Source organism: Nonomuraea sp. NPDC003804, assembly GCF_040610675.1.
GTDB lineage: Bacteria > Actinomycetota > Actinomycetes > Streptosporangiales > Streptosporangiaceae > Nonomuraea.
In genome coordinates this window covers 343,655-364,993 of sequence record NZ_JBEXMT010000003.1, presented here as the reverse complement: position 1 = coordinate 364,993, position 21,339 = coordinate 343,655, and the positions used below count along the sequence as shown (strand labels likewise).

23 protein-coding genes are annotated in these 21,339 nt (G+C 71.5%); 15 read left to right on the top strand and 8 right to left on the bottom strand.

Annotated elements, in window-relative coordinates; genetic code table 11:
* Positions 1–7: 7 nt before the first annotated feature.
* Complete coding sequence (locus tag ABZX22_RS05985; RefSeq protein WP_354906451.1) at positions 8–778, bottom strand: CAP domain-containing protein; 771 nt, start codon at positions 776–778, stop codon at positions 8–10.
* Positions 779–1,085: 307 nt separating this feature from the next.
* On the opposite strand from ABZX22_RS05985, the gene rplM reads away from it, so the two are divergent.
* From rplM to glmM, 3 genes are read left to right on the top strand one after another with little or no spacing between them, the layout of a single operon-like run.
* Positions 1,086–1,529 carry a 50S ribosomal protein L13 gene (rplM, locus tag ABZX22_RS05980; RefSeq protein ID WP_354906450.1) on the top strand — a complete coding sequence of 148 codons (444 nt, stop codon included), beginning with the start codon at positions 1,086–1,088 and terminating at the stop codon, positions 1,527–1,529.
* Between the two features lie 25 nt (positions 1,530–1,554).
* Entirely contained in the window at positions 1,555–2,076 is a 522-nt protein-coding gene (gene rpsI, locus ABZX22_RS05975) for a 30S ribosomal protein S9 (protein WP_354906448.1), read from the top strand.
* A 1-nt stretch (position 2,077) separates the two neighbouring features.
* Positions 2,078–3,427, top strand: coding sequence for a phosphoglucosamine mutase (glmM, locus tag ABZX22_RS05970; RefSeq protein ID WP_354906446.1), 1,350 nt, complete (start codon positions 2,078–2,080; stop codon positions 3,425–3,427).
* A 66-nt stretch (positions 3,428–3,493) separates the two neighbouring features.
* On the opposite strand, the gene ABZX22_RS05965 is transcribed toward glmM, so the two are convergent.
* The 5 genes from ABZX22_RS05965 to ABZX22_RS05945 are packed head-to-tail and all read right to left on the bottom strand — an operon-like array spanning position 3,494 to position 7,834.
* Positions 3,494–4,210, bottom strand: a complete 717-nt coding sequence (locus ABZX22_RS05965; RefSeq protein ID WP_354906444.1) for an ABC transporter permease subunit — start codon at positions 4,208–4,210, stop codon at positions 3,494–3,496.
* The gene (locus tag ABZX22_RS05960; protein WP_354906443.1) at positions 4,210–5,124 is read right to left on the bottom strand and encodes an ABC transporter ATP-binding protein; all 915 of its coding nucleotides are present in this window, start codon (positions 5,122–5,124) and stop codon (positions 4,210–4,212) included. The genes ABZX22_RS05965 and ABZX22_RS05960 overlap by 1 nt, the downstream gene beginning before the upstream one ends.
* Positions 5,121–5,975: an ABC transporter permease subunit gene (locus tag ABZX22_RS05955; protein WP_354906442.1), complete on the bottom strand. Its 855-nt coding sequence runs from the start codon at positions 5,973–5,975 to the stop codon at positions 5,121–5,123. Before ABZX22_RS05955 ends, ABZX22_RS05960 begins: the two co-directional genes overlap by 4 nt.
* Positions 5,968–6,861, bottom strand: coding sequence for an ABC transporter ATP-binding protein (locus ABZX22_RS05950; protein ID WP_354906441.1), 894 nt, complete (start codon positions 6,859–6,861; stop codon positions 5,968–5,970). Before ABZX22_RS05950 ends, ABZX22_RS05955 begins: the two co-directional genes overlap by 8 nt.
* Before the next feature lie 10 nt (positions 6,862–6,871).
* Positions 6,872–7,834 (bottom strand): DUF389 domain-containing protein, encoded by a 963-nt coding sequence (locus tag ABZX22_RS05945; RefSeq protein WP_354906439.1) that lies wholly within the window; start codon positions 7,832–7,834, stop codon positions 6,872–6,874.
* A 64-nt stretch (positions 7,835–7,898) separates the two neighbouring features.
* Here ABZX22_RS05945 and ABZX22_RS05940 point away from each other — a divergent pair, with 64 nt between their 5' ends.
* Positions 7,899–8,030, top strand: coding sequence for a hypothetical protein (locus tag ABZX22_RS05940; protein WP_354906437.1), 132 nt, complete (start codon positions 7,899–7,901; stop codon positions 8,028–8,030).
* Here the strand turns inward: ABZX22_RS05940 and coaA are convergent.
* On the bottom strand, positions 8,002–8,904 hold the full coding sequence (gene coaA, locus ABZX22_RS05935; protein WP_354906505.1) for a type I pantothenate kinase: 903 nt from the start codon (positions 8,902–8,904) through the stop codon (positions 8,002–8,004). The genes ABZX22_RS05940 and coaA overlap by 29 nt on opposite strands.
* 220 nt (positions 8,905–9,124) lie before the next feature.
* Here coaA and ABZX22_RS05930 point away from each other — a divergent pair, with 220 nt between their 5' ends.
* From ABZX22_RS05930 to tsaD, 11 genes are all read left to right on the top strand, one after another.
* A complete protein-coding gene (locus ABZX22_RS05930; RefSeq protein ID WP_354906436.1) occupies positions 9,125–10,534 on the top strand; it encodes an alkaline phosphatase PhoX in 1,410 nt (469 codons plus the stop codon).
* Positions 10,535–10,553: 19 nt separating this feature from the next.
* Positions 10,554–10,904, top strand: a complete 351-nt coding sequence (locus ABZX22_RS05925) for a holo-ACP synthase (RefSeq protein ID WP_354906435.1) — start codon at positions 10,554–10,556, stop codon at positions 10,902–10,904.
* 10 nt (positions 10,905–10,914) lie between these two features.
* A complete protein-coding gene (locus ABZX22_RS05920; protein ID WP_354906434.1) occupies positions 10,915–12,378 on the top strand; it encodes an NAD(P)H-hydrate dehydratase in 1,464 nt (487 codons plus the stop codon).
* Positions 12,379–12,390: 12 nt separating this feature from the next.
* Positions 12,391–13,533, top strand: a complete 1,143-nt coding sequence (gene alr, locus ABZX22_RS05915) for an alanine racemase (RefSeq protein ID WP_354906432.1) — start codon at positions 12,391–12,393, stop codon at positions 13,531–13,533.
* Positions 13,530–14,579 (top strand): alpha/beta hydrolase, encoded by a 1,050-nt coding sequence (locus ABZX22_RS05910; protein WP_354906431.1) that lies wholly within the window; start codon positions 13,530–13,532, stop codon positions 14,577–14,579. The genes alr and ABZX22_RS05910 overlap by 4 nt, the downstream gene beginning before the upstream one ends.
* Positions 14,580–14,602: 23 nt before the next feature.
* Positions 14,603–15,031, top strand: a complete 429-nt coding sequence (tsaE, locus tag ABZX22_RS05905; protein ID WP_354906504.1) for a tRNA (adenosine(37)-N6)-threonylcarbamoyltransferase complex ATPase subunit type 1 TsaE — start codon at positions 14,603–14,605, stop codon at positions 15,029–15,031.
* Positions 15,032–15,134: 103 nt separating this feature from the next.
* Positions 15,135–15,842: a hypothetical protein gene (locus tag ABZX22_RS05900; protein WP_354906429.1), complete on the top strand. Its 708-nt coding sequence runs from the start codon at positions 15,135–15,137 to the stop codon at positions 15,840–15,842.
* A gap of 12 nt (positions 15,843–15,854) precedes the next feature.
* Positions 15,855–16,394, top strand: coding sequence for a class F sortase (locus ABZX22_RS05895; RefSeq protein ID WP_354906428.1), 540 nt, complete (start codon positions 15,855–15,857; stop codon positions 16,392–16,394).
* A 135-nt stretch (positions 16,395–16,529) separates the two neighbouring features.
* Positions 16,530–17,177 carry a tRNA (adenosine(37)-N6)-threonylcarbamoyltransferase complex dimerization subunit type 1 TsaB gene (gene tsaB, locus ABZX22_RS05890; protein WP_354906426.1) on the top strand — a complete coding sequence of 216 codons (648 nt, stop codon included), beginning with the start codon at positions 16,530–16,532 and terminating at the stop codon, positions 17,175–17,177.
* A gap of 11 nt (positions 17,178–17,188) precedes the next feature.
* Positions 17,189–17,620 carry a ribosomal protein S18-alanine N-acetyltransferase gene (gene rimI, locus ABZX22_RS05885; RefSeq protein WP_354906503.1) on the top strand — a complete coding sequence of 144 codons (432 nt, stop codon included), beginning with the start codon at positions 17,189–17,191 and terminating at the stop codon, positions 17,618–17,620.
* Entirely contained in the window at positions 17,613–18,644 is a 1,032-nt protein-coding gene (gene tsaD / locus ABZX22_RS05880) for a tRNA (adenosine(37)-N6)-threonylcarbamoyltransferase complex transferase subunit TsaD (protein WP_354906424.1), read from the top strand. The genes rimI and tsaD overlap by 8 nt, the downstream gene beginning before the upstream one ends.
* A 164-nt stretch (positions 18,645–18,808) precedes the next feature.
* Here tsaD and ABZX22_RS05875 read toward each other — a convergent pair whose 3' ends face one another.
* Positions 18,809–21,334, bottom strand: a complete 2,526-nt coding sequence (locus ABZX22_RS05875; protein ID WP_354906422.1) for a discoidin domain-containing protein — start codon at positions 21,332–21,334, stop codon at positions 18,809–18,811.
* Between the last annotated feature and the right edge of the window lie 5 nt (positions 21,335–21,339).

Here is a 21,339-nt window from a genome sequence, read left to right as displayed (position 1 = left end):
GGGGAGGTCACGAAAACCCGAAGTCCTGGGTCCACCACGGTCCGCCGGGCCCGGACACGACGCCGACGCCGACCGCGCGGTAGCCGCAATGCAGGAGGTTGCGGCGGTGTGCGGGACTGCCCATCCAGCCGCGCACGGCCTCCTCGGCCGAGGAGTAGCCGCGGCCGATGTTCTCGGCGGCCCCGTCGCGGTAGCCGGCCCGCTCCATGCGCCGCCACGGCGAGGAGCCGTCGGGGGAGTCGTGGGCGAACCTGCCCGACTCGGCCATCTCCACCGAGTGGGCACGCGCCGAACTTGTCAGCCGCCGGTCGACGCGCAGCGGGGCGCAGCCCTTGCGGACGCGTTCGGCGTTGGTCAGCCTGACGACCTGGGCGGCCAGGGTGGGGGAGACCTCCAGCAGCGGCGCGCCCAGGACGGTGGTGGGGTCGCCGGGCACCTCTCCCCGCACCACTCCCGGCTCCACCGTCCCCGTCGGCTTCCTGCGCGCCTGCACGGTGGGCCGCGGCGTGGAGGTGGTCTTCACCGTACGGCGGGCGCGGCTCTCCACGTTCGAGCGCGGCTTCCTCGGGGACCCCGAGGCCGACGGGGTGGGGGCGGTGGCGGACGGCGGCGCGGTGTTGTTGAGGTAGACCTGGTCGGAGGCGTCGAGGCGGTTGACCGAGAGCCTGCCGATGAGCACGCCCGCGAACAGGACGGCCAGCAGGCAGGCCAGCAGGCCCAGGAGGTTCCGGCGCCGTGATCTCGGCTGGGGATGCCGGGTGTGAGGGGTCTGCCACATACCGCAGTCAACGATAGGGACGCCAGATATTGCCGGAGAAGGGCTTACAGGGAACCGAAACACAACCGTGCCGCAGGTAAGCTGTGCCGCGGTGTCTCCGCTCGTTTTGACCCGTGTCCGCGAGTGGCGGTACCCTAAGCGTTCGTTGTATGCGAGTCGGTCCGTCTGTGACCGATGCGCGGCGCGTCCGGCGTCATCTCCCATCTGCTGGAGACGGAAGGTCCGGGCTGTCGTGCGCCCGCACCGACCGACCATAGAGCTGTCGCATCCGACAGCGCCGAAGACGCGATCAAAGAAGGCTACGACCGTGCGCACGTACACACCGAAGCCCGCCGACATCCAGCGTCAGTGGTACGTCATCGACGCCACTGACGTGGTGCTGGGCCGGCTGGCCAGCCACGTCGCGAACCTGCTCCGCGGTAAGCACAAGCCGATCTTCGCCAACCACGTCGACACCGGTGACTTCGTCATCGTCATCAACGCCGACAAGGTTTCGCTGAGCGGCAACAAGCTCGAGCAGAAGAAGGCCTACCGCCACTCGGGCTACCCGGGCGGTCTGCGTTCCGTGACCTACGGCGAGCTGATGGAGAAGCGGCCCGACCGCGCCGTCGAGAAGGCCGTCAAGGGCATGCTCCCGAAGAACGCCCTCGGCCGGAAGATGGCCAAGAAGCTGAAGGTCTACGCCGGGTCCGACCACCCGCACCAGGCCCAGCAGCCCGTGCCGTTCGAGATCACCCAGATCGCCCAGTAGTAGTTCGAAAGATTTGAGGAGAACCGTGGCTGAGCCCACCGGTGTCGAGACGGCCGTCGAGGTCGAGCTGGAGGACTACTCCGGCGAGGACTTCCCGTCCGAGTACACCACCGAGTCCGCTGCCGGCGCCGATGCTCCCGTGCGCAAGCCCGTCACCACGGGCAACTCGTACGGCACCGGCCGGCGCAAGGAGGCGATCGCCCGCGTGCGCATCGTCCCCGGTACCGGCAAGTGGACGATCAACGGTCGTTCGCTTGACACCTACTTCCCCAACAAGGTCCACCAGCAGATCGTCAACGAGCCCTTCGTGGTGCTCGGTGCCGAGGAGGCCTTCGACGTCATCGCCCGCATCGACGGCGGCGGCGTGACCGGCCAGGCCGGTGCCCTCCGCATGGGCCTGTCCCGCGCGCTGGCGATCCTCGACGTCGAGAACAACCGCCCGCCGCTGAAGAAGGCCGGCTTCCTGACCCGTGACGCCCGCGCCACGGAGCGGAAGAAGTACGGCCTCAAGAAGGCCCGTAAGGCTCCGCAGTACAGCAAGCGCTAAGTTGGGGCGCCTTTTCGGCACCGACGGGATACGTGGGGTCGCGGGTCGCGACCTCACGGCCGAGCTCGCCATGGACCTCTCGGTCGCGGCGGCTCACGTTCTCGGCGATGCAGGCGCTTTCACCGCCACCGGCCACAAGCGGCCGGTGGCGGTCGTCGGCCGGGACCCCCGCGCCTCAGGTGAGTTCCTGGAGGCCGCGGTGGTCGCCGGCCTCGCGTCGTCAGGGGTGGACGTGCTGCGTCTCGGCGTCCTGCCCACTCCTGCCGTCGCTCATCTCACGGCCGCGCTCGGCGCCGACCTCGGCGTCATGCTGTCGGCCTCGCACAATCCGGCCCCCGACAACGGCATCAAGTTCCTGGCCCGCGGCGGCTTCAAGCTGTCCGACACGGTCGAGGACGAGATCGAGCGGCGGCTGGGCGAGCGCTGGGACCGCCCGGTGGGCGCGGGCGTCGGCCGTGTGCGCGAGGCGTACGGCGAGGCCGACCGCTACATCTCCCACCTGCTCGACACGCTCGGCGGGCGGCTCGACGGGCTCAACATCGTCGTCGACTGCGCCAACGGCGCGGCCAGCGTGGTGGCGCCCGAGGCGCTGCTGCGGGCCGGCGCCCAGGTGGAGGCGATCGGCGCCCGTCCCGACGGGCTGAACATCAACGCGGGCTGCGGCTCGACCCACCTCGACAAGCTGCAGCAGGTCGTCGTCTCGCGCGGCGCCGACCTCGGCATCGCCTACGACGGCGACGCCGACCGCTGCCTGGCGGTCGACCACACGGGCGCGGTGGTCGACGGCGACCAGATCATGGCGATCCTGGCGCTGGCGATGCACGAGGAGAACCGGCTGGCGCGCAACACCGTCGTCGCGACCGTGATGTCCAACCTGGGTTTCAAGCTCGCCATGCGCGAGGCGGGCATCGAGGTCGTCCAGACCGCGGTCGGCGACCGCTACGTGCTGGAGGCGATGAAGGCCGACGGCTACACCCTCGGCGGCGAGCAGTCGGGTCACGTGATCCTGCTCGACCACGCGACGACCGGCGACGGTCTGCTGACCTCGCTGCACCTGCTGTCGGTGGTGGCCAGGTCGGGCAGGTCGTTGCGTGACCTCGCCGAGGTGATGACCGCGCTGCCGCAGATCCTGATCAACGTCAAGGACGTCGACAGGAGCAAGGCGGCCGCACCGGAGCTGTCGGAGGCGGTGGCGGCGGCCGAGGCGGAGCTCGGCGAGACGGGGCGCGTCCTCATCAGGCCGAGCGGCACCGAGCCGATGATCAGGGTGATGGTCGAGGCCTCGTCGGAGGAGCAGGCCAGCAGGGTCGCGGGCCGGCTGGCCGACGTGGTCCGCAGCGCCTGCGTCTGACGGCGTTTCTCCCAGGGGGGTACGGCACGCGCGTGCCGTACCCCCCTGGTGTTGCCGGACGGTCTCTTACTCGTCGCCGGTCAGGGAGAAGGAGCGCAGCCGCTGGCCCGCCCACACGACCGCGGCGACCGTCACCACGATCAGCGCCGGGATGGCGAAGCCGGGTTTCACGTCCGCCGTCAGGAACGGCGAGGAGCTGATCTGGTCGGCGATCGACTTGGCCCACTGCTGGACCGAGAACTGCCTGACCCCTGACACCAGGTTGCCGATCAGGCCCTCCCACACCAGCGCGTAGATGATCCCGATGGTGACGGCGTGCTTGGTGATGACCCCGAGCAGCAGGAACACCGCCGCGTAGGCGATGCCGCCGCACAGCGCACCCACCGTGAAGCCGCCGGCGACCCCCGACTCGGTGCCCACCAGCAGCCAGGCCGACACGAAGGTGGGCACCGCGGCGAACAGGGCCAGCAGCGAGGCGGCCACGGCGAACTTGGTCTGGATGATGACGGGCCGCGAGATCGGCTTGGACAGCAGGTGCAGGACGGTGCCGTCGTCGATCTCCGGCGCGATCACGTCGGTGCCGGCGATCAGGCCGAGCAGCGGCAGCATGGTCCCGATGGCGAAGCTCTGCATGAGCGCGACCGCCGACCGCTCGTCCGCGCTGCCGACCATCCGCAGCAGCAGCGCCATGCCGACCAGGGCCAGGGGAAGCAGGACGAGCAGCAGGATGCGGCGGCGGCCGAGGACCGCGCGGTAGGTGATGCCCGCTACGACGCCGTTCACTAGGAACTCCTTGTGATCAGGTAGGCGAAGACGCTCTCCAGGTCCTCGTCGGCGGGGGAGACCTGGTGGAGGTGGACGCCCTCGTGCTGGGCGACGCGCGGCAGCAGCCAGGTGAAGCGGCGGAACTCGGCCGCCTGCACCTCGAGGCCGTTGGGGGTGAGCGTCACGCCCGCCGCCGACCTGTCCGCGATGAGCGCGGCGGCCAGCTTCCTGTCGTCGCTCGAGCGGATCCTGAACAGGTGCGGCCGGTCGGTCATCAGGCGGCGGATCTGGCGGAAGTCTCCCGAGGCGGCGTGCCGTCCGGCGACGACGACCTCGATGTGCTGGGCGACCCGCTCGACCTCCTCCAGGATGTGCGAGCTGAACAGGATCGTCCGGCCCTCGGTGCCCATGGCGGTGATGAGGTCCATCAGCTGGAGGCGCTGGCGCGGGTCCATGCCGTTGAACGGCTCGTCGAGCAGCAGCACCTGCGGCTGGTGGACGAGGGCGGCGGCGACCTTGACGCGCTGCTTCATGCCCTTGGAGTAGGTCTCGACGCGGCGGTCCTTGGCCGCCTCCATCTCGACCATGGCCAGGGCCTTGGTGGCGGCGTCCTCGGGCGAGGGCAGCCCGTGCAGCTTGGCCGCCGACAGCACGAACTGCCAGCCGGTGAGGAAGCCGTAGATCCCCTCACGCTCGGGCACCAGTCCGATGTGGCGGTAGATGTGGTGGTTCTTCCAGGTGGTGGCGCCGTCGACGGTCACCGTGCCGCTCGACGGCGCCAGGAAGCCGGCCATCATGTGCAGGAGCGTGGACTTGCCCGCGCCGTTCGGACCGAGCAGGCCCGTGACGCCGGGGCCGATGGTCATGGTGACGTCGTTGACGGCCACCACGTTGCCGTACCAACGCGAGACCTGGGCGAGCTCGATCTTCACCGGGAGGCCGCCTTCCGGTAGCGGAGGATGAACGCCGCCAGGCTCAGCGCGATGAGCGCGACGACCACGAGGGCGGCCAGGGCGCCGGGCGGGTAGGTGTAGCCGTTGGCGGGCGTGGTGCCGAACAGCCACGACTGCACCGCGTCGACGAGGAAGAACGGGTTGATCAGCCACGACAGCTCGGCCAGGCTGGTACGGCCCAGCCCCTCGAAGGCCGCGAAGAGCGCGCCCTGCACGGCCGCGGCCAGCAGGTACACCGCGATGACGGAGGCGACGCCCAGGCCGCGGCGCGGCGTGAAGGAGGCGAGCGCCAGGCCGAACGTGGACAGCAGCAGCGCCAGCAGCAGCGCCGTGACCACGGCCCCGATGTACTCCTTGGTGTGCGGCGGGCCCGGCGGGTCGACGAGCAGCTCGCCGGCGAACATCACCGTCAGCGGGACGGCGACCAGCGCGAACACCGCGGCGGTCATCGCCGCCACCTTGGCCGCGACGTAGTCGGAGGAGGAGATGGGCCGCGACAGGTACAGCGGCAGCACCTTGTACCGCAGGTCGGGCGCGGTGATCGTGGGCGACTGTGCGGCCAGGAAGATGGCGATGACCGGCTGCATCATGATGGCGTAGTTGGTGTAGCCGATGTCGACGCGGCCGGTCAGCGCCATCAGCGCGATGGAGACCACCGGCAGCACCATCATGGCTCCGGCCAGCAGGAACGGCATGAGCTTGCTGCGCGCCCTGCGCCCGAGCCCGAAGAGGCTGCGCAGGTTCTGGACGATCAGCGCGCGTACGGCGTGGGCCCGGCCGAGCCGTACGCCGTCGTAGTGGCGGTAGCCGATGTCGTAGATCTCAGACACGGAACACGTCCTCGATTCGCTGCCTGCCCTGTTCGAGCCGGATGAGGCACAGGTCGAGCTCGCACACCGCGTCGCGGACGGCGTCGTAGGTCTCGGGGCCGCTGACGTCGACCAGCAGGCCGCGGCCGTGTGGGGCGGCGGAGTGGCCGAGCTCGGCCAGCCTGGCCGCCAGCGGCTCGGCGCCCTCCTCGACCTCGACGGTGAGGGTCTGGGTGGCCTGGGTGAACTCGGTGATGGCGCTGGAGCGCAGCAGCCGCCCGCCGTCGATGACGATGACGTGGTCGCAGACGCGTTCGAGCTCGCCGAGCAGGTGGGAGGTGACCAGGACGCTGATGCCGAACTCGGTGCCGATCCGCCTGATCAGCGTGAGCATCTCGTCGCGGCCCCGCGGGTCGAGCCCGTTGGTCGGCTCGTCCAGGAACACCACCTTGGGGTCGTGGACGAGCGCCTGGGCGAGCTTGACGCGCTGCTTCATACCGGTGGAGTAGCCGCCGATGGCGCGGTAGCGCTCCTCGTACAGGCCGACGTGCCGCAGCACGTCGGCGGCGCGCTCGCGGGCGGCGGTGCGCGGGAGCCCGGAGATCTGCGCGAGGTGGACGACCAGCTCGGTGGCGGACACGTCGGGCGGCAGGCAGTCGTGCTCGGGCATGTAGCCGACGAGCGAGCGGATGCGCGGGCCCTGGGTGACCACGTCCAGTCCCAGGACCTCCGCGCGGCCGGCCGTGGGCGGCAGCAGGCCGAGCAGGATCTTGATCAGCGTCGACTTGCCCGCCCCGTTGGCGCCCACCAGGCCCGTGACGCCGGCTCCGACCGTGATGGACAACTGGTCCAGCGCGGTCACCGTCGGGAAGCGTTCGGTCAGCCCCTCGGTCGCGAGGATGTGCATGATCCGGACCCTACCCGGGCAGACCCTCCGACGGCCTCGTCCCCGTGGACGAACCGAGTCTCATCCCCTGGGGCCAGATGCGGCGCTGGACGTATAGCACGGCGGTGCCGGAGACCACCATGCCCGCGATGTTGACGCCGAGTTGCAGCGCGGACCCGCCGAGCTCGCTCCAGTTGCCGAGGGCCACGGCGACGGCCGCGTAGCCGGCCGCCGGGATGGTGGTGACCGAGATGAAGACGCCCACCAGCGCCGACGACTTGCCCGCGGTGACCGACAGCACGCCTGCCGCGCCCGCCAGCAGGGCGACGATGAACGACCAGCGGTCGGGTTTGACGATGAACTGGACTTCCTCGTGGCCGGTGTCGAGGGCCTGCGCGTCGATCCAGCCGAGGCCGCGCGCGACCAGGGCGCAGGCCGTGGTGATGGCGATCGCGATGCCGAAGCCGACGGCCAGCGTGGCCAGGGCCCTGCCCACCAGGTTCCAGCGCCAGGTCAGCAGGCCGAAGCAGATGGCCGCGATCGCGCCGAACTCGGGGCCGAGGACCATCGCGCCGACGATCAGGATGGGGGAGTTGGTGATGACACCGATGCCGGCGAGCATGGTGGCGATCACCATGAAGGCGAGGAAGGCCCAGGTGATCCGCAGGTCCTCGGCGATCCGCTGGGCCAGGGCCGCCCACACCACGGCGTCGTCGCCCTCTCCCGGCGCCTCGGCCTTGGCCTGGTGGGCGACGCGGGAGAGCGCCAGGTCGACCTGCTCGACCGAGATGGAGCCCTCCTGCTCCAGCCAGCCGATCCGGTCGAGCACCTCGTTGGCGGCCTCGCGGGCCACGTCACAGAAGATCAGGTCACCGCGAGGCGTGCGGGCGGTTCCCGGGAGGACGGCGATGTTGGTGACTCCCACACAGCCCTCCAGGGCGTCCAGCACCTCGTCGGTGCGGCCTGGAGGGCTGATGAGTCGCAGATGCAGCACGCGCCCCATTGTCGTCCATCGGATGTTGATAGGGCGTTGACCGGGTTCGGCCAGGCTGCCGGGCATGAGGAACAGTTGTCACGAGGAGGGCGAACCCTGCTGGTTCGCCGACATCGACGATCTCGGGTGTCAGGGCCGGTTCGCGGCCTTCGTGATGGAGCAGGCCGTCAGGTACGGCGCAGCCGTACCCGCGTGATGGAGTGGTCGGGGCCCTTCTTGAGCACCAGGCCCGCGCGGCCCCGGGTGGGCAGGATGTTCTCGACGAGGTTGCGCTCGTTGATGTCGCGCCACACGTTCTTGGCGAACGTGGTGGCCTCCTCCTCCGAGAGCTCCGCGATGTGCCTGAAGTACGACTTCGGGTCCTCGAAGGCGGTACGGCGCAGCTGGTGGAAGCGGTGGACGTACCAGGTGCGGATGTCCTCGACCTTGGCGTCGACGTAGATGGAGAAGTCGAAGTAGTCGTTGACGGCCAGCGCCGCCGGAGGGGCGGGCTGCAGCACGTTCAGCCCCTCGATGATGAGGATGTCGGGCTTCTTCACGGCCTGGGTCACGCCGGGCACGATGTCGTACTCCAGGTGGGAGTACACGGGGGCGTGCGCCTCGTCCGAGCCCGCCTTCACCTCGGCGACGAAGCGCACCAGGGCGCGGCGGTCGTAGCTCTCGGGGAAGCCCTTGCGGTGCATAATCCCGCGCGACTCCAGCACCTCGTTGGGGTAGAGGAAGCTGTCGGTGGTGATCAGCGCGACCTTGGGGTGCTCGGGCCAGCGGGCCAGCAGGGTCCTGAGCAGCCGCGCCGTGGTCGACTTGCCGACCGCGACGCTTCCCGCGATGCCCAGGATGTACGGCACGCGCTGCTCCTGGTTGCCGAGGAACGCGCTCAGCACGCTGCTGCGCTGCTTGGACCCGGTGAAGTGGAGGTTCAGCAACCGGGTCAGGGGGAGGTAGATGTCGGTGACCTCGCTGAGATCGATCGGGTCGTCGACTCCACGGAGGTCTTCCAGCTCGTCTGCGGTGAGAGTCAAGGGCGTGTTCTTGCGGAGCTCGCTCCACTGCTCCCTGCTCAGGTCCACGTAGCCGTTGTTCACGCTGAAAGCCTATTGACCGGCGAAGCTTGGTCGGTTCGTGGGTGTCGTGATGCGTTGTGCACAGGCTGTGGACGAACACCTGGGATTACGCGGGCGCCGGACCGGGTAACAGAAGGTGTTCACGCGGAGGAATTGGCGAGATCTGACATAGGGCCCCGCCGCGGGCGCGGTTTACGGTGACGGCACCATCGCCAGGGAGGACCGCATGGAACGTCGTCGTTTCCTCGCAGGAGTCGCGGCAGCAGGCGTCGCGGGCCCGTTCACCGGAGTGGCCAACGCCGGTGTCAACGGCGCCGCCCGCCCGGCGGCCGGGTACGGCCCGCTGAGACCCGTCGCCGACGAGCGGGACGGGCAGGTCAGGCTGCACCTGCCGGAAGGCTTCAGGTACCGGTCGTTCAACGAGGCGGGAGAGCCGTTCAGCGACGGCTCGGTGACACCGTCGCGGCACGACGGGATGGCCGCCTTCAGAGGCCCGAGGGGCACGACGATCCTTGTGCGCAACCACGAGGTCAACGGCCCTGTGGGCGCGTTCGGCGACGTGTCCAGGGCCTACGACCCCGCGGCAGGCGGCGGCACCGCCACCCTTCAGGTGACCAGGTACGGCGAGGTGTTACGCGGCGCGCCCTCCCTCACCGGCACGCAGATGAACTGCTCGGGCGGGCCCATGCCGTGGGGCGCCTGGGTGACCTGCGAGGAGACCGTCAACGGCCCCGACGTGGGCAACGACTTCTCCGGCGGGGACAACACGCGGCTGGAGCAGAAGCACGGCTACATCTTCGAGGTGCCGGTCGACGGCCCGGCCGACGCGCGGCCGATCAGGTCGGCCGGCCGGTTCGCGCACGAGTCGGCGGCCTTCGACCCGCTGAGCGGCGCCGTCTACCTGACCGAGGACAACTTCGGGTTCGCCTCGGGGTTCTACCGGTACCTGCCGCCGCGCAACCCGCTCAGTGCGGGACGGATCCTCGACGGCGGGCGGCTGCAGATGCTCGCCGTCGACGGCGTGCCCAACAAGGACCTGTCGGCCGGACAGCCGCGCGGCGCGTCCTTCGCCGTGACGTGGGTGGACATCGACGATCCCGACCCGACGTTCACCGGCAGGCCCGCCAACGACACGGCGATCCAGGCCGTGGGCAGGCAGGGCCGCGACAAGGGGGCGGCGATCTTCTCCCGCCTGGAGGGCGCGATCCACCACCACGGCGTCGTCTACTTCGTCTCCACGCAGGGCGGCGCGACCGCCTCCGGCGACACGCCGCCGTCCGGCTTCGGCAAGGGCAGGGGCCAGGTGTGGGCGTACGAGACGTGGAGCCGGCGGCTCAGGCTCGTCTACGAGTCGCCGGGATCGATGGTGCTCGACCTGCCCGACAACGTCACGACCAGCGCGAGGGGCACGCTCGTGCTGTGCGAGGACGGCGGCGGCGACAACTACCTGCGCGGCCTGACGCGGCGCGGCGAGATCTTCGACTTCTCCCGGCTCGTGCCCGTCCCCGGCGACGCGGGCGCGGAGTTCGCGGGCTCCACGTTCGGCCCCGGCGGCCACACGCTCTACGTGAACGTCCAGTCCGTCAAGGGGCTGTCGTTCGCGATCTGGGGCCCTTGGCACCGGGGAGGCTTCTGAGGCTGGTTACGCTGGGTGAATGATTCTGGGCATCGGGGTGGACGTGGTCGACGTCGCCCGCTTCGAGGCGACGATGGCGCGCACGCCGGGCCTGCGCTCGCGGCTGTTCACCGACGCGGAGCAGGCGCTCGGCGTGCAGTCGCTGGCGGCCAGGTTCGCCGCCAAGGAGGCCGTCGCGAAGGCGCTCGGCGCGCCGCCGGGCCTCAGCCACCTCGACGCCGAGGTCCGCACCGGCGACAACGGCAAGCCCGAGCTGCACGTCACCGGCCAGGCCGCGCACGTCGCCTACGGCCTCGGGGTCAAGCGCTGGCACATCTCACTCACCCACGACGCGGGCATCGCCATGGCCTACGTGATCGCCGAGGGTTAGGTTCTGACACGTGCGCACCGCTTACACCGCCGACCAGATCAGAGCAGCCGAGCTGGCGCTGATGGCCACGCTCCCCGAGGGCACGCTGATGCAGCGCGCCGCCGCGGGCCTGGCCTCCGTCTGCGCGGCCCTGCTCGGCCGCGTGTACGGCTCGCGGGTGCTCCTGCTGGTCGGCAGCGGCGACAACGGCGGCGACGCCCTCTACGCGGGCGAGCGGCTGGCCCGCAGGGGCGCGCGGGTCGAGGCGATCCTGGCCGGGGCCAAGACGCACGCCGAAGGGCTGGCCGCCTTCCTCGCGACGGGCGGCAGGGTCGTCGAGGAGGTGGGCGCCCCCGATCTCGTCATGGACGGGCTGGTGGGCATCGGCGCCTCGGGAGCGTTGCGCGAGCCGTACGCGTCGCTGGTGACGGCGGCCAACGCGCTCGACGCGCTGATGGTCGCGGTCGACGTGCCGAGCGGCGTCGACTCCAGCACCGGGCGTGTCGCGGGCGCCGCCGTCGACGCGCACGTCACCGTGACGATGGGCGCCTGCAAGACGGGGCTGCTCGTCGACCCGGGCGCCGCGCGCGTGGGCACGCTGGAGGTGATCGACATCGGGCTCGGCCCCTACCTGCCCGACCCCGACGTGGCCGCGCTGACCGGCGAGGACGTGGAGGGCCTGCTGCCCAGGCCCGGCGCCGAGTCCGACAAGTACCGCAGGGGCGTCGTCGGCATCGCCGCCGGCAGCGACCGCTACACCGGGGCGGCGGTGCTGTCCGTCGGCGGGGCGCTGCGGGCGGGCGCCGGCATGGTCCGCTACGCCGGTACGGCGCCGCCCGTCCTCCAGGTGCGCGCGCACTGGCCCGAGGCGGTCGTCACCGAGCTGGACCGGCCCTCGATCGCCGACGTCGGCCGGGTCCAGGCCTGGGTGGCGGGGCCCGGGCTCGGCACCGGCGACTGGGCGCACGAGCTGCTGGCCGAGGTGCTGGCCGGCGACGTGCCGGTGCTGCTCGACGCCGACGCGCTCACGATCGTGTCGAGAGACCGCGGGCTGCTGCGCCGCAGCGCACCCGTCCTGATCACCCCGCACGCCGGCGAGCTGTCGCGGCTGATCGGCGTGCCGAGCGACAGGGTGGAGGCGGCCAGGCTCGAGCACGCCCGCAGGGCCGCCGCCGAGCTCGGGGTGACCGTGCTGCTCAAGGGTTCGACGACGGTCGTCGCCGAGCAGGACAGACCGGCCAGGATCAACACGACGGGGTCGTCGTGGCTGGCCACGGGCGGCACCGGCGACGTGCTGTCGGGGATCGCCGGGGCGTTGCTGGCGGCCGGGCTCGCGCCGTACGACGCGGGGGCGTGCGCCGCCTACCTGCACGGGCTCGCGGGACGCATCGCCGCCGGCGGCGCGCCGCTGACGGCGGCGGACGTGGCCGCCGCCGTGCCCGCGGCCATCCGATCTCTGAGAGACGAATCACGCTCAGGCGGTCGGCGGAGCTGACAAACTGGGAGCATGAGCTTCCGTGAGGCGACGCCCGCGCATGCGCGGGTCGACCTGGCCGCCATCAGGCGCAACGTCGAGTCCCTCAAGCAGCGGGCGCCCGGGGCGGAGCTGATGGGCGCGGTCAAGGCCGACGCCTACGGACACGGTCTGGTGCCGGTGTCGAAGGCCGTCGTCGAGGGCGGCGCCGGCCGGCTCGGCACCGCCTACGTCAGGGAGGGCCTGGCGCTGCGCGCGGCGGGCATCACCGTGCCCGTGCTGTCGTGGATCCTCACGCCCGGCGAGCCGCTCGACGAGGCGCTGCGGGCCGACATCGAGCTGTCGGCCTCCGACGAGCGGCGGCTGGAGGAGATCGCCGCGGCGGCGCGCCGTACGGGAGTGACGGCGAAGGTCCATCTCGAAGCCGACACCGGCATGACCAGGGGCGGCTCGCCCCTGGCGGCCTGGCCGGGGCTGCTGGCCGCGGCGGCGCGGCTGCGGGCCGAGGGCGCGGTCGAGGTGGTCGGGCTGTGGTCCCACTTCGCCTGCTCCGACATCCCCGGGCATCCCTCCGTCGACCTGCAGATCGACGCCTACGAGACGGCGCTCAAGCTGGCCGACCAGGCCGGGGTCGGCGGCTCCCACGTCATCAGGCACCTGGCCAACTCGGCGGCGATCGTGTCGCTGCCGCACACCCACTACGACATGGTCAGGGCAGGCATCGCGATGTACGGCCTGAGCCCCATCCCCGAGCTCGGCGACTTCGGCCTGCGCCAGGCGATGACGCTGGTGGCGCGGATCGCGCTGGCCAAGCGGGTGCCCGAGGGCTCGGGCGTCTCCTACGGCCACCTCTACACCACGGCGAGCGAGTCGACGCTCGGCCTGGTGCCCCTCGGCTACGCCGACGGCATCCTGCGCCACGCCACCGGGCGGGCCGAGGTCATGGCGGGTGGCAGGCGCAGGCCCATCGTCGGCCGGGTGTGCATGGACCAGTTCATGATCGACATGGGGGACGACCCGCTGTCCGACGGCGACGAGGTCGTCCTGTTCGGTCCGGGCGACGCGGGCGAGCCGACCTGTCAGGAATGGGCCGACAACCTCGGCACGATCACCCACGAGATCGTCACCAGGCTGGGCGCCAGGGTGCCGAGGGTCTACGAGGGAGCGGGCGCATGACGACGGCCACGCGCAAGAAGGTCGGCATCGCGGGCGCGGTCGTCGGCGCCGCCTCCGCCGGCCTGGCGGCCGCCGCGCTCGCCAAGCGCTACGCCGTCGGCCGGATCAGGCTGCGCCCCGACCCCGAGGCCGACGAGCCGTTCGGCGAGCTGCGGGGCAGGGAGCGCACGCTCGTCACCTCCGACAGGGTGGCGCTCCACGTCGAGATCGACGGCCCCGACGAGGCGCCGCTGACCCTCGTGTTCTGCCACGGCTACACCCACAACCTCGACTCCTGGCACTACCAGCGCCGCGACCTGCGCGACAGCAACCGGATCCTGCTGTGGGACCAGCGTTCCCACGGCCTGTCCCAGCGCACGGAGAGGCAGGACAGCACCATCGACCGGCTCGGGGAGGACCTGTACGAGGTGCTCGAGACGTTCGCGCCGGGGCCGTGCGTGCTGGTCGGCCACTCGATGGGCGGCATGACGATCATGGCGCTCGCCGACCGCCACCCCGAGCTGTTCGGCGACCGGATCAAGGCGGCGGCGCTGATCGCCACCAGCGCGGGCAAGCTGGCCGAGATCACCCTCGGCCTGCCCGCCCTCCTGGCCAAGGGGCTGCACAAGGTGGCCCCCACGACGGTCTCGCTGCTCGGCAGGGGCGGCTCGCTGGTCGACAGGACCCGCCACGCCGGCAACGACATCGCCTTCCTGGTGCTGCGCCACTTCGGGTTCGGCGACTCCAAGAACGTCAGCCCCACCCTGGTTGACTTCGTCGAATCGATGATCCGCTCGACGCCGACCGAGGTGATCGCCGACTTCTACCCGGCGCTGATGAACCACGACAAGCTGTCCGCGCTCGGCGTCCTCGACGACGTGCCGACCGCGATCATGGTCGGGGAGAAGGACTGGCTGACGCCGCCCGAGCACAGCAGGGCGATCGCGGCGGCGCTGCCCAGAGCCCAGCTGACCGAGGTGCCGGAGACCTCCCACCTCATCCAGCTGGAGCGGCCCAGCGTGGTCAACGACGCCCTGCGCGATCTGGTGAAGAGGGTGGAGCTGTGACTGTCGTCGCGACGGCCGAGGAGATGCGCGCGCTCGGCGTGCGGCTGGCGACCCGGTTGCGGGGCGGAGACCTGCTCGTCCTGTCGGGGCCGCTCGGCGCCGGCAAGACCACGCTGGTGCAGGGCATCGCCGAGGGTCTCAAGGTGCGCGGGCCGATCACCTCGCCCACCTTCGTCATCGCCCGCGTCCACCCCTCCCTCGCCGACGGGCCGCCGCTGGTCCACGCCGACGCCTACCGGCTCGGCGGCGATCTCGAGGTCGACGACCTCGACCTCGACGCCTCGCTGGAGGAGTCGGTGACGATCGTGGAGTGGGGCGAGGGGCTCGTCGAGGGGCTGTCCGACGAGCGGCTCGAAGTCCATATCGACAGGTCGGGCGATGACGACGCGCGCGTCGTCACCCTCCGGGGCGTCGGCGGGCGCTGGGCCGACACGCCGTCTGATCCCGCCTAACACCAAATCTTCGCCAAGGCTCGGGTAGGGCTGAGATCATTTCTTCATGGGTTCACCCAGATTTTCTGGGTATCAGGTGGGGTGCAGCGTCCTGATCCGGTGGATGCTGGATGAAACGGCGAAGTGGGGTGCGGCGGTGCTCACGGTCAGGCGAGTCGCGTACGCGGGGGCCTTCCTGATGTTAGGTGTGGCGGGGTGCTCGGCTTCGGCGGATACGGCCACGCCGTCCGGCACCGCGACGACAACCGCCACCTCCACCTCCACCGCCACGGCGACCACCGCCACCCGGCAGAACATCGACGTCCGGCTCAACCCTGACCGGGTGACGGCCGGTGACAACTCCACGGTGTGGATCCTGGCCAACTGCCCCGTGCCGAACGACGGCCCCGAGCACAGCGGCACCGCCACGTCCAAGGCGTTCATGGCCGCGGTCCCGCTCGACCCGGTGCCGCCGCCCACGCCGTCCGCCGCGCCGAGCACGACCGCCACCCCCGCCCCCGTGCCGTGGGTGCGCGGCGACGCCCGCGTCTCCGCCACCGTCAAGCGCGGCAGCTACCCGGTGAACGTCAAGTGCGACGGCACCAACGACACCGGCAAGGCCACGCTGCGCGTGGTCGCCGCCGAACCCACCGACGAACCGACGTCCACCAGGACCGTCGTGCCCACCAAGGCGCCGGGCGCGGGCGGCGGCGGCACCTTCGCCAAGGACGTCGAGGACGAGTCGGGCCTCCCGCTCGGCCCCGCGGGCGTGCTGCTCGGGCTGGCGCTGGCCGGAGGCGTGGGCCTGGCGCTGCGCCGCCGCCGCGGCTGAGCCGTGGCCCGGATGTCACGGGTGATCATCGCGGGGGCCGCCACCGGCCTCGTGCTGGTCGCCTTCGGCAGGACCCTCCAGGTACGGCAGGAGGCCACGCCCGCGTCCGTCGTGCCCGAGAGCATCGAGGTTCCCGCCATCGACCTCGACGCGCCGCTCATGAAGCTCGGGCTGACCGAGAGCGGCGAGGTGGAGCTGCCGCCGTACGAGAAGCCGAAGGTCGCCGGGTGGTTCAAGCACAGCGCGGTGCCCGGCGAGAAGGGCGCGTCCGTGATCATCGGGCACGTCGACACCAAGACGGCGCCGGCGGTCTTCTACAAGCTCAGGCAGCTGCGCAAGGGGCAGATCGTCAAGGTGCCGCGCAGCGACGGGAAGGTCGCCGAGTACAGGGTCGAGTCGGTGGAGCAGGTCGACAAGGACCGCTTCCCCGCCGAACGCGTCTACACCGAGGCGGGGCTGCGCCTGGTGACCTGCGGTGGCAACTTCGACTACGCCAGGCACGAGTACGAGGACAACATCATCGTCTACGCCTCTCCGGTGAAGCTCGCCTGAACGAAATCCGGTTGCGGGCCTCTGGACGATGAAGGCATGAGCGACGAGCCCCATCCCCCAGCCTCGGGTGTACGCGTGCCGTGGGAGCAGGTGCCGGCGGGCAGCACTCGCGGGGACGCACTAGGCTAAACATTCGTGCTGGTCCTGGCCTTCGATACCGCAACCCCCGCCGTCACCGCCGCACTGCACGACGGCACGAGGGTGCTCGCCGAATCCACCGTGGTCGACGCCCGTCGCCACGGTGAGCTGCTCGTTCCCACGATCGAGCAGGTGCTCGACGAGGCGGGCGCCGCGCTCCACGACGTCACCGCGATCGTCGCGGGCTCCGGCCCCGGCCCCTACACCGGCCTCCGAGTGGGCCTGATGACCGCCCAGGCGCTGTCCACGGCGCTCGGCACGCCCGCGTACGGCATCTGCAGCCTCGACGCCGTCGCCTACGGCAGCGGGCTCGCCACCGAGTTCCTCGCGGCCACCGACGCGCGGCGCAAGGAGGTCTTCTGGGCCCGCTACACCGACGCGCGTACCCGCGTGGCAGGGCCCTTCGTCGACCGCCCCGCCGACGTGCCGCGCGCCGACGGGGTTCCCGTCGTGGGGGCGGGCGCCGCGCTCTATCCGCAGGTTCTCGGCGAGACGGACGCCCCGCCGTACCCTTATGGACGGTTCATGGCCGCGCTGGCCGCCGAACGGCTCGCGGCGGGCGTCCCGCTGGAGCAGCCGCGGCCCATCTACCTGCGCAGGCCCGACGCGACGATCCCGAAGCCGCCGAAAAAGGTGACGGCGTGAAGCTCAGGCAGATGACCGAGGCCGACCTGCCCGCGGTCATGGCGCTGGAGCGGGAGACGTTCCCCCTCGACGCGTGGAGCGAGGGCATGCTGCGCGGCGAGCTCGCCGACCAGCCGCGTACCAGGCACTACGTCGTCGCCGTCGACGGCGGCGAGATCATCGGCTACGCGGGGCTGGCCGTCGCCGCCGACCAGGCCGACGTGCAGACGATCGCGGTGCGGTCCGCACGCCAGGGCGAGGGCGTCGGCAGCGCGATGCTCACCGACCTGCTCGACGAGGCACGGCGGCGGGCCGCCCAGGAGATCTTCCTGGAGGTCCGCGCCGACAACCCGCGCGCCAGGTCGGTCTACGAACGGTTCGGATTCGAGGAGATCGGCGTGCGCCGCCGCTACTACGACGACGGCACCGACGCGATCATGATGAAGAGGAAGCTGGATGGCTGACGAACCCCTGGTCCTTGGCATCGAGACCTCCTGCGACGAGACCGGCATCGGCATCGTCCGAGGCCACACGCTGCTGGCCAACACCATCGCCTCCAGCATGGAAGAACACGCCCGCTTCGGCGGCGTCGTGCCGGAGGTCGCCTCCCGGGCGCACCTGGAGGCGATGACGCCCACCATCGAGTCGGCGCTGGCGACGGCGGGCGTGAAGCTCACCGACATCGACGCCATCGCCGTCACCGCCGGTCCCGGCCTGGCCGGGGCGCTGCTGGTGGGCGTCGCCGCGGCCAAGGCCTACTCCCTCGGCCTCGGCGTGCCGCTCTACGGCGTGAACCATCTGGCCGCGCACGTCGCCGTCGACCAGCTCGAACACGGGCCGCTGCCCAAGCCGTGCATTGCGCTGCTCGTCTCCGGCGGGCACTCGTCGCTGCTGCTGGTGCCCGACGTGGCCGAAGACGTCATCTCGCTCGGCTCCACCGTCGACGACGCGGCCGGTGAGGCGTTCGACAAGGTCGCCCGCGTGCTCGGCCTGCCGTTCCCCGGCGGACCGCACATCGACAGGGCGGCGGTGGCGGGCGACGGCGCGGCCATCACCTTCCCTCGCGGGAAGATCGACGACGGCACCTTCGACTTCTCCTTCTCCGGGCTCAAGACCGCGGTCGCGCGCTGGGTGGAGGCGAAGGAGGCGGCGGGCCAGTCGATCCACGTGCCGGACGTGGCGGCCTCCTTCCAGGAGGCGGTCGTCGACGTGCTGACGCGCAAGGCGCTGCAGGCCTGCAAGAAGTACGACGTGCACGACCTGCTCATCGGCGGCGGCGTCGCGGCCAACTCGCGGCTGCGGGCGCTGGCACAGGAGCGGTGCGACAAGGCGGGGGTACGGCTGCGCGTGCCCCGTCCCGGGCTGTGCACCGACAACGGGGCGATGGTGGCGACGCTGGGCTCCGACCTGGTGTCGGCGGGGATCACGCCGTCGACGCTGGAGCTGCCTGCCGACTCCTCGCTCCCGATCACGACGGTGCACGTGTAGACCGGACGGCGCTGAACGGGTGGTGCTGAAAGGCCCGGCGTGAGCCGGGGCGCGGGGCCGGTGCGGAGGCGGGCACGCCGCCCGCGGCACCGGGGCGGGCCCCTCTCCAAGGGGCGAGGCGGGCCGCCCGGGGTGGTGGGGGCCCGCCTCAGCTGGGCGGTCGGTCAGGGGGTGGGGCTCCAGGCCTCGAACTCGTAGATGCGGGCGGCCGGGTCGGAGGTCTGCGTGGGTTTGGTGATGGAGAGCCGGACGTAGCGGGCCGTGGTCGTGACCGGGTGGGTGGTGGTCGCGGCGGTGTTGCCGGTGACGGTCGCGACCGTGGTCCACGGGTCGGACGTGCCGGTGCGTACCTGGATGGTGAAGTCGCGGGTGTTCCAGCTCGACGACTCCCCGCCGGCCTGGGCGTGTTTGACGACGAACCGGGTGAGCGGCGTGGCGGCCCCGAGGTCGACCTCCATCCACTTGCCCGCGGTCAGCGCGCACCACTTGTCGGTGTGTCCGCCGTTCACGCTGCCGTTGACGGCCTTGGCCGGGCCTTCGTTCGCGTTGCACTGGCCGGAGGCGGTGGCGGGGCGGTTGAGCGCGACGTTGGTGTCGGTCGGCGGGGTGCCGGTCCAGGAGACCGTGGTCGTGGCGGCGGCCGACCGGCCGTACTCGGCGCCGACCGCCTCGACCTCGATCGTCGTCGTGGTCTCGGTGCCGCTCCGGTCGAGCTGGGGCACGAAGTAGGCGTCGTTCGGCGTGGCGCCCAGGTAGGTGCGGGTGCCGTCGCCGTTGCGGCGGTAGACGTCGTAGTGGTGGGCCTGGCCGGCGCCGGTCCAGGAGAGGCGGAGCGACTTGCGGGTGGCCGACACGTCGGTGGCGCCGAGCACGGTCAGGCCGGTGGGGGCGGCGACGGCGTCCACGTCACCGTCGTAGACCGCCAGCTGGCCCACCCTGATGTCGTAGGCGTCGGCGGTGCCGGCGGCCTGCAGGCCGAGCTGCGCGATCGTCTTGCCGGCGTGGGCGGACAGGTCGAGCGTCCTGCGCTCCCAGCCGGTGCCGCTGGTCGAGCCGAGGTCGAGCGTGGTGAAGGTGGTGGGCGCGTCGGTGAACGCGATCGCCGCCTTCAGCCTGGTGGCACCCGCGGCGGGGGTCTTGACCACCACGGACAGTTTGGTGTCGGCGGCGACCGGCAGGCGGGTCTGGTAGAGCCGCACCGTGTTGGTGGCGTCGAGGCGGCCGGTGAGGCGCAGCGACGAGCCGCCTTCGTAGGCGTCGCCGTAGTCGACGGAGGGGGTCAGCCTGGTGCCGGTGGAGGAGACGATCCACTGGTAGGTGGGCGGCACGTCCTGGACGGACAGGTTGTTCCAGCCGCCGTCGCGGACGCGGACGCCGCCGACGTTGTAGAAGTCGCCGTGCCCGGTGTTGAAGCCGGTCACGAACGGCTTCGCGGTGACGGCGCTCGACTCGGCGACGTAGTGGGCCAGGCCCTTCCACGCCGACGACGTGGAGGTGTTGGACGGGTCGGCGTTGGCGCCCACCCAGAAGCGCGAGTCCTTGGCCCGGAAGTCGGCCGGTCCCGTCGACGACTTCCACGTCCACTCGGGGCGGTAGATGCCGAGCGAGGTGACGTGCGGCTGCCCGGCGGGGAAGACCGCGTCCCAGGGCACACCGGTGTTGTAGCCGTTGGCCTCGGTGTCGATGCCCGCGTACAGCTCGTGCTCGTCGCGGCCGAGCGAGCGGGCCAGGTCGCGCGAGGAGTTCTGCCTGGACGCGCTCCAGCCGAAGTCGAGGAACATGGAGTCGGACACCTTGGCGGGGTCGGACAGGAAAGCGTCGTTGGCCGTGGTGAGGCCGTCCTGCCAGCTGATCGAGCCGCTCTCGGTCATGGCGTCGTACCACATGAACTCGACCGGGCCCTTGCCTCTGGCGTACTTCATCAGCGACCGCAGCTCGGTCGCCAGGGCGGCGTCACCGCCCGCGGTCTCCTGGTTGATGAACCAGCCGTCGAAGCCGTAGTGCTGGGCGACCTGGACGAGCTTGTCGGCGACCGGGTAGGAGGAGCCGGTCTTCTTGACGAAGTCGTGGACCCACTGGATCTGCCCGCCGTACGCGGTGGGCGGGAAGAAGACGGTGCCGTAGACCTTGACGCCGTTGCGGTGGGCGGCGTCGATCACGGTGGCGTTCGGGGCCAGGATCAGCCCCTCGCCGGCCGAGCCGCCCCAGAACACCAGGGTGTCGACGTACTGCCAGTGGGTGAAGGCGTAGTAGTTGGGGTCGAGGGCGCCCTGGGAGGGGTTGCCCGAGGTGGGGGCGAACGACACCAGCGAGGCGATGCGGCCCTCGCCGGCGCGGGCGTTCGGGTTCGCCTTCAGCGCCGGGTCGGAGACGCGGGGCCGCAGCGGCACCCGCGAGCGGTTGAAGCGGGCGTCGGGGTCGGTCGCGGGGTCCCAGCTGAGGATGGTGCTCGGGTGCCAGTAGGAGGCGTACGGCTGCTCGCCGCCCGCGGCGGCGGCCCGCTTGCGTACGGCCCGCCCGGGGTCGGCGGGGGCGGACGCGGACGGTGTGGGGGTGGCCGGCGCGGTGCCGGCTTCGGCGGAGTCGGCCGACACGGAAGGGGCAGGGGTGGGGTCGGCTTGTGCGGGGGGCGTGACCAGGGCGGTCGCGGCGAGGACCCCGCACAGCAGGGGTAATGATCTCCGTCGCATCTGAT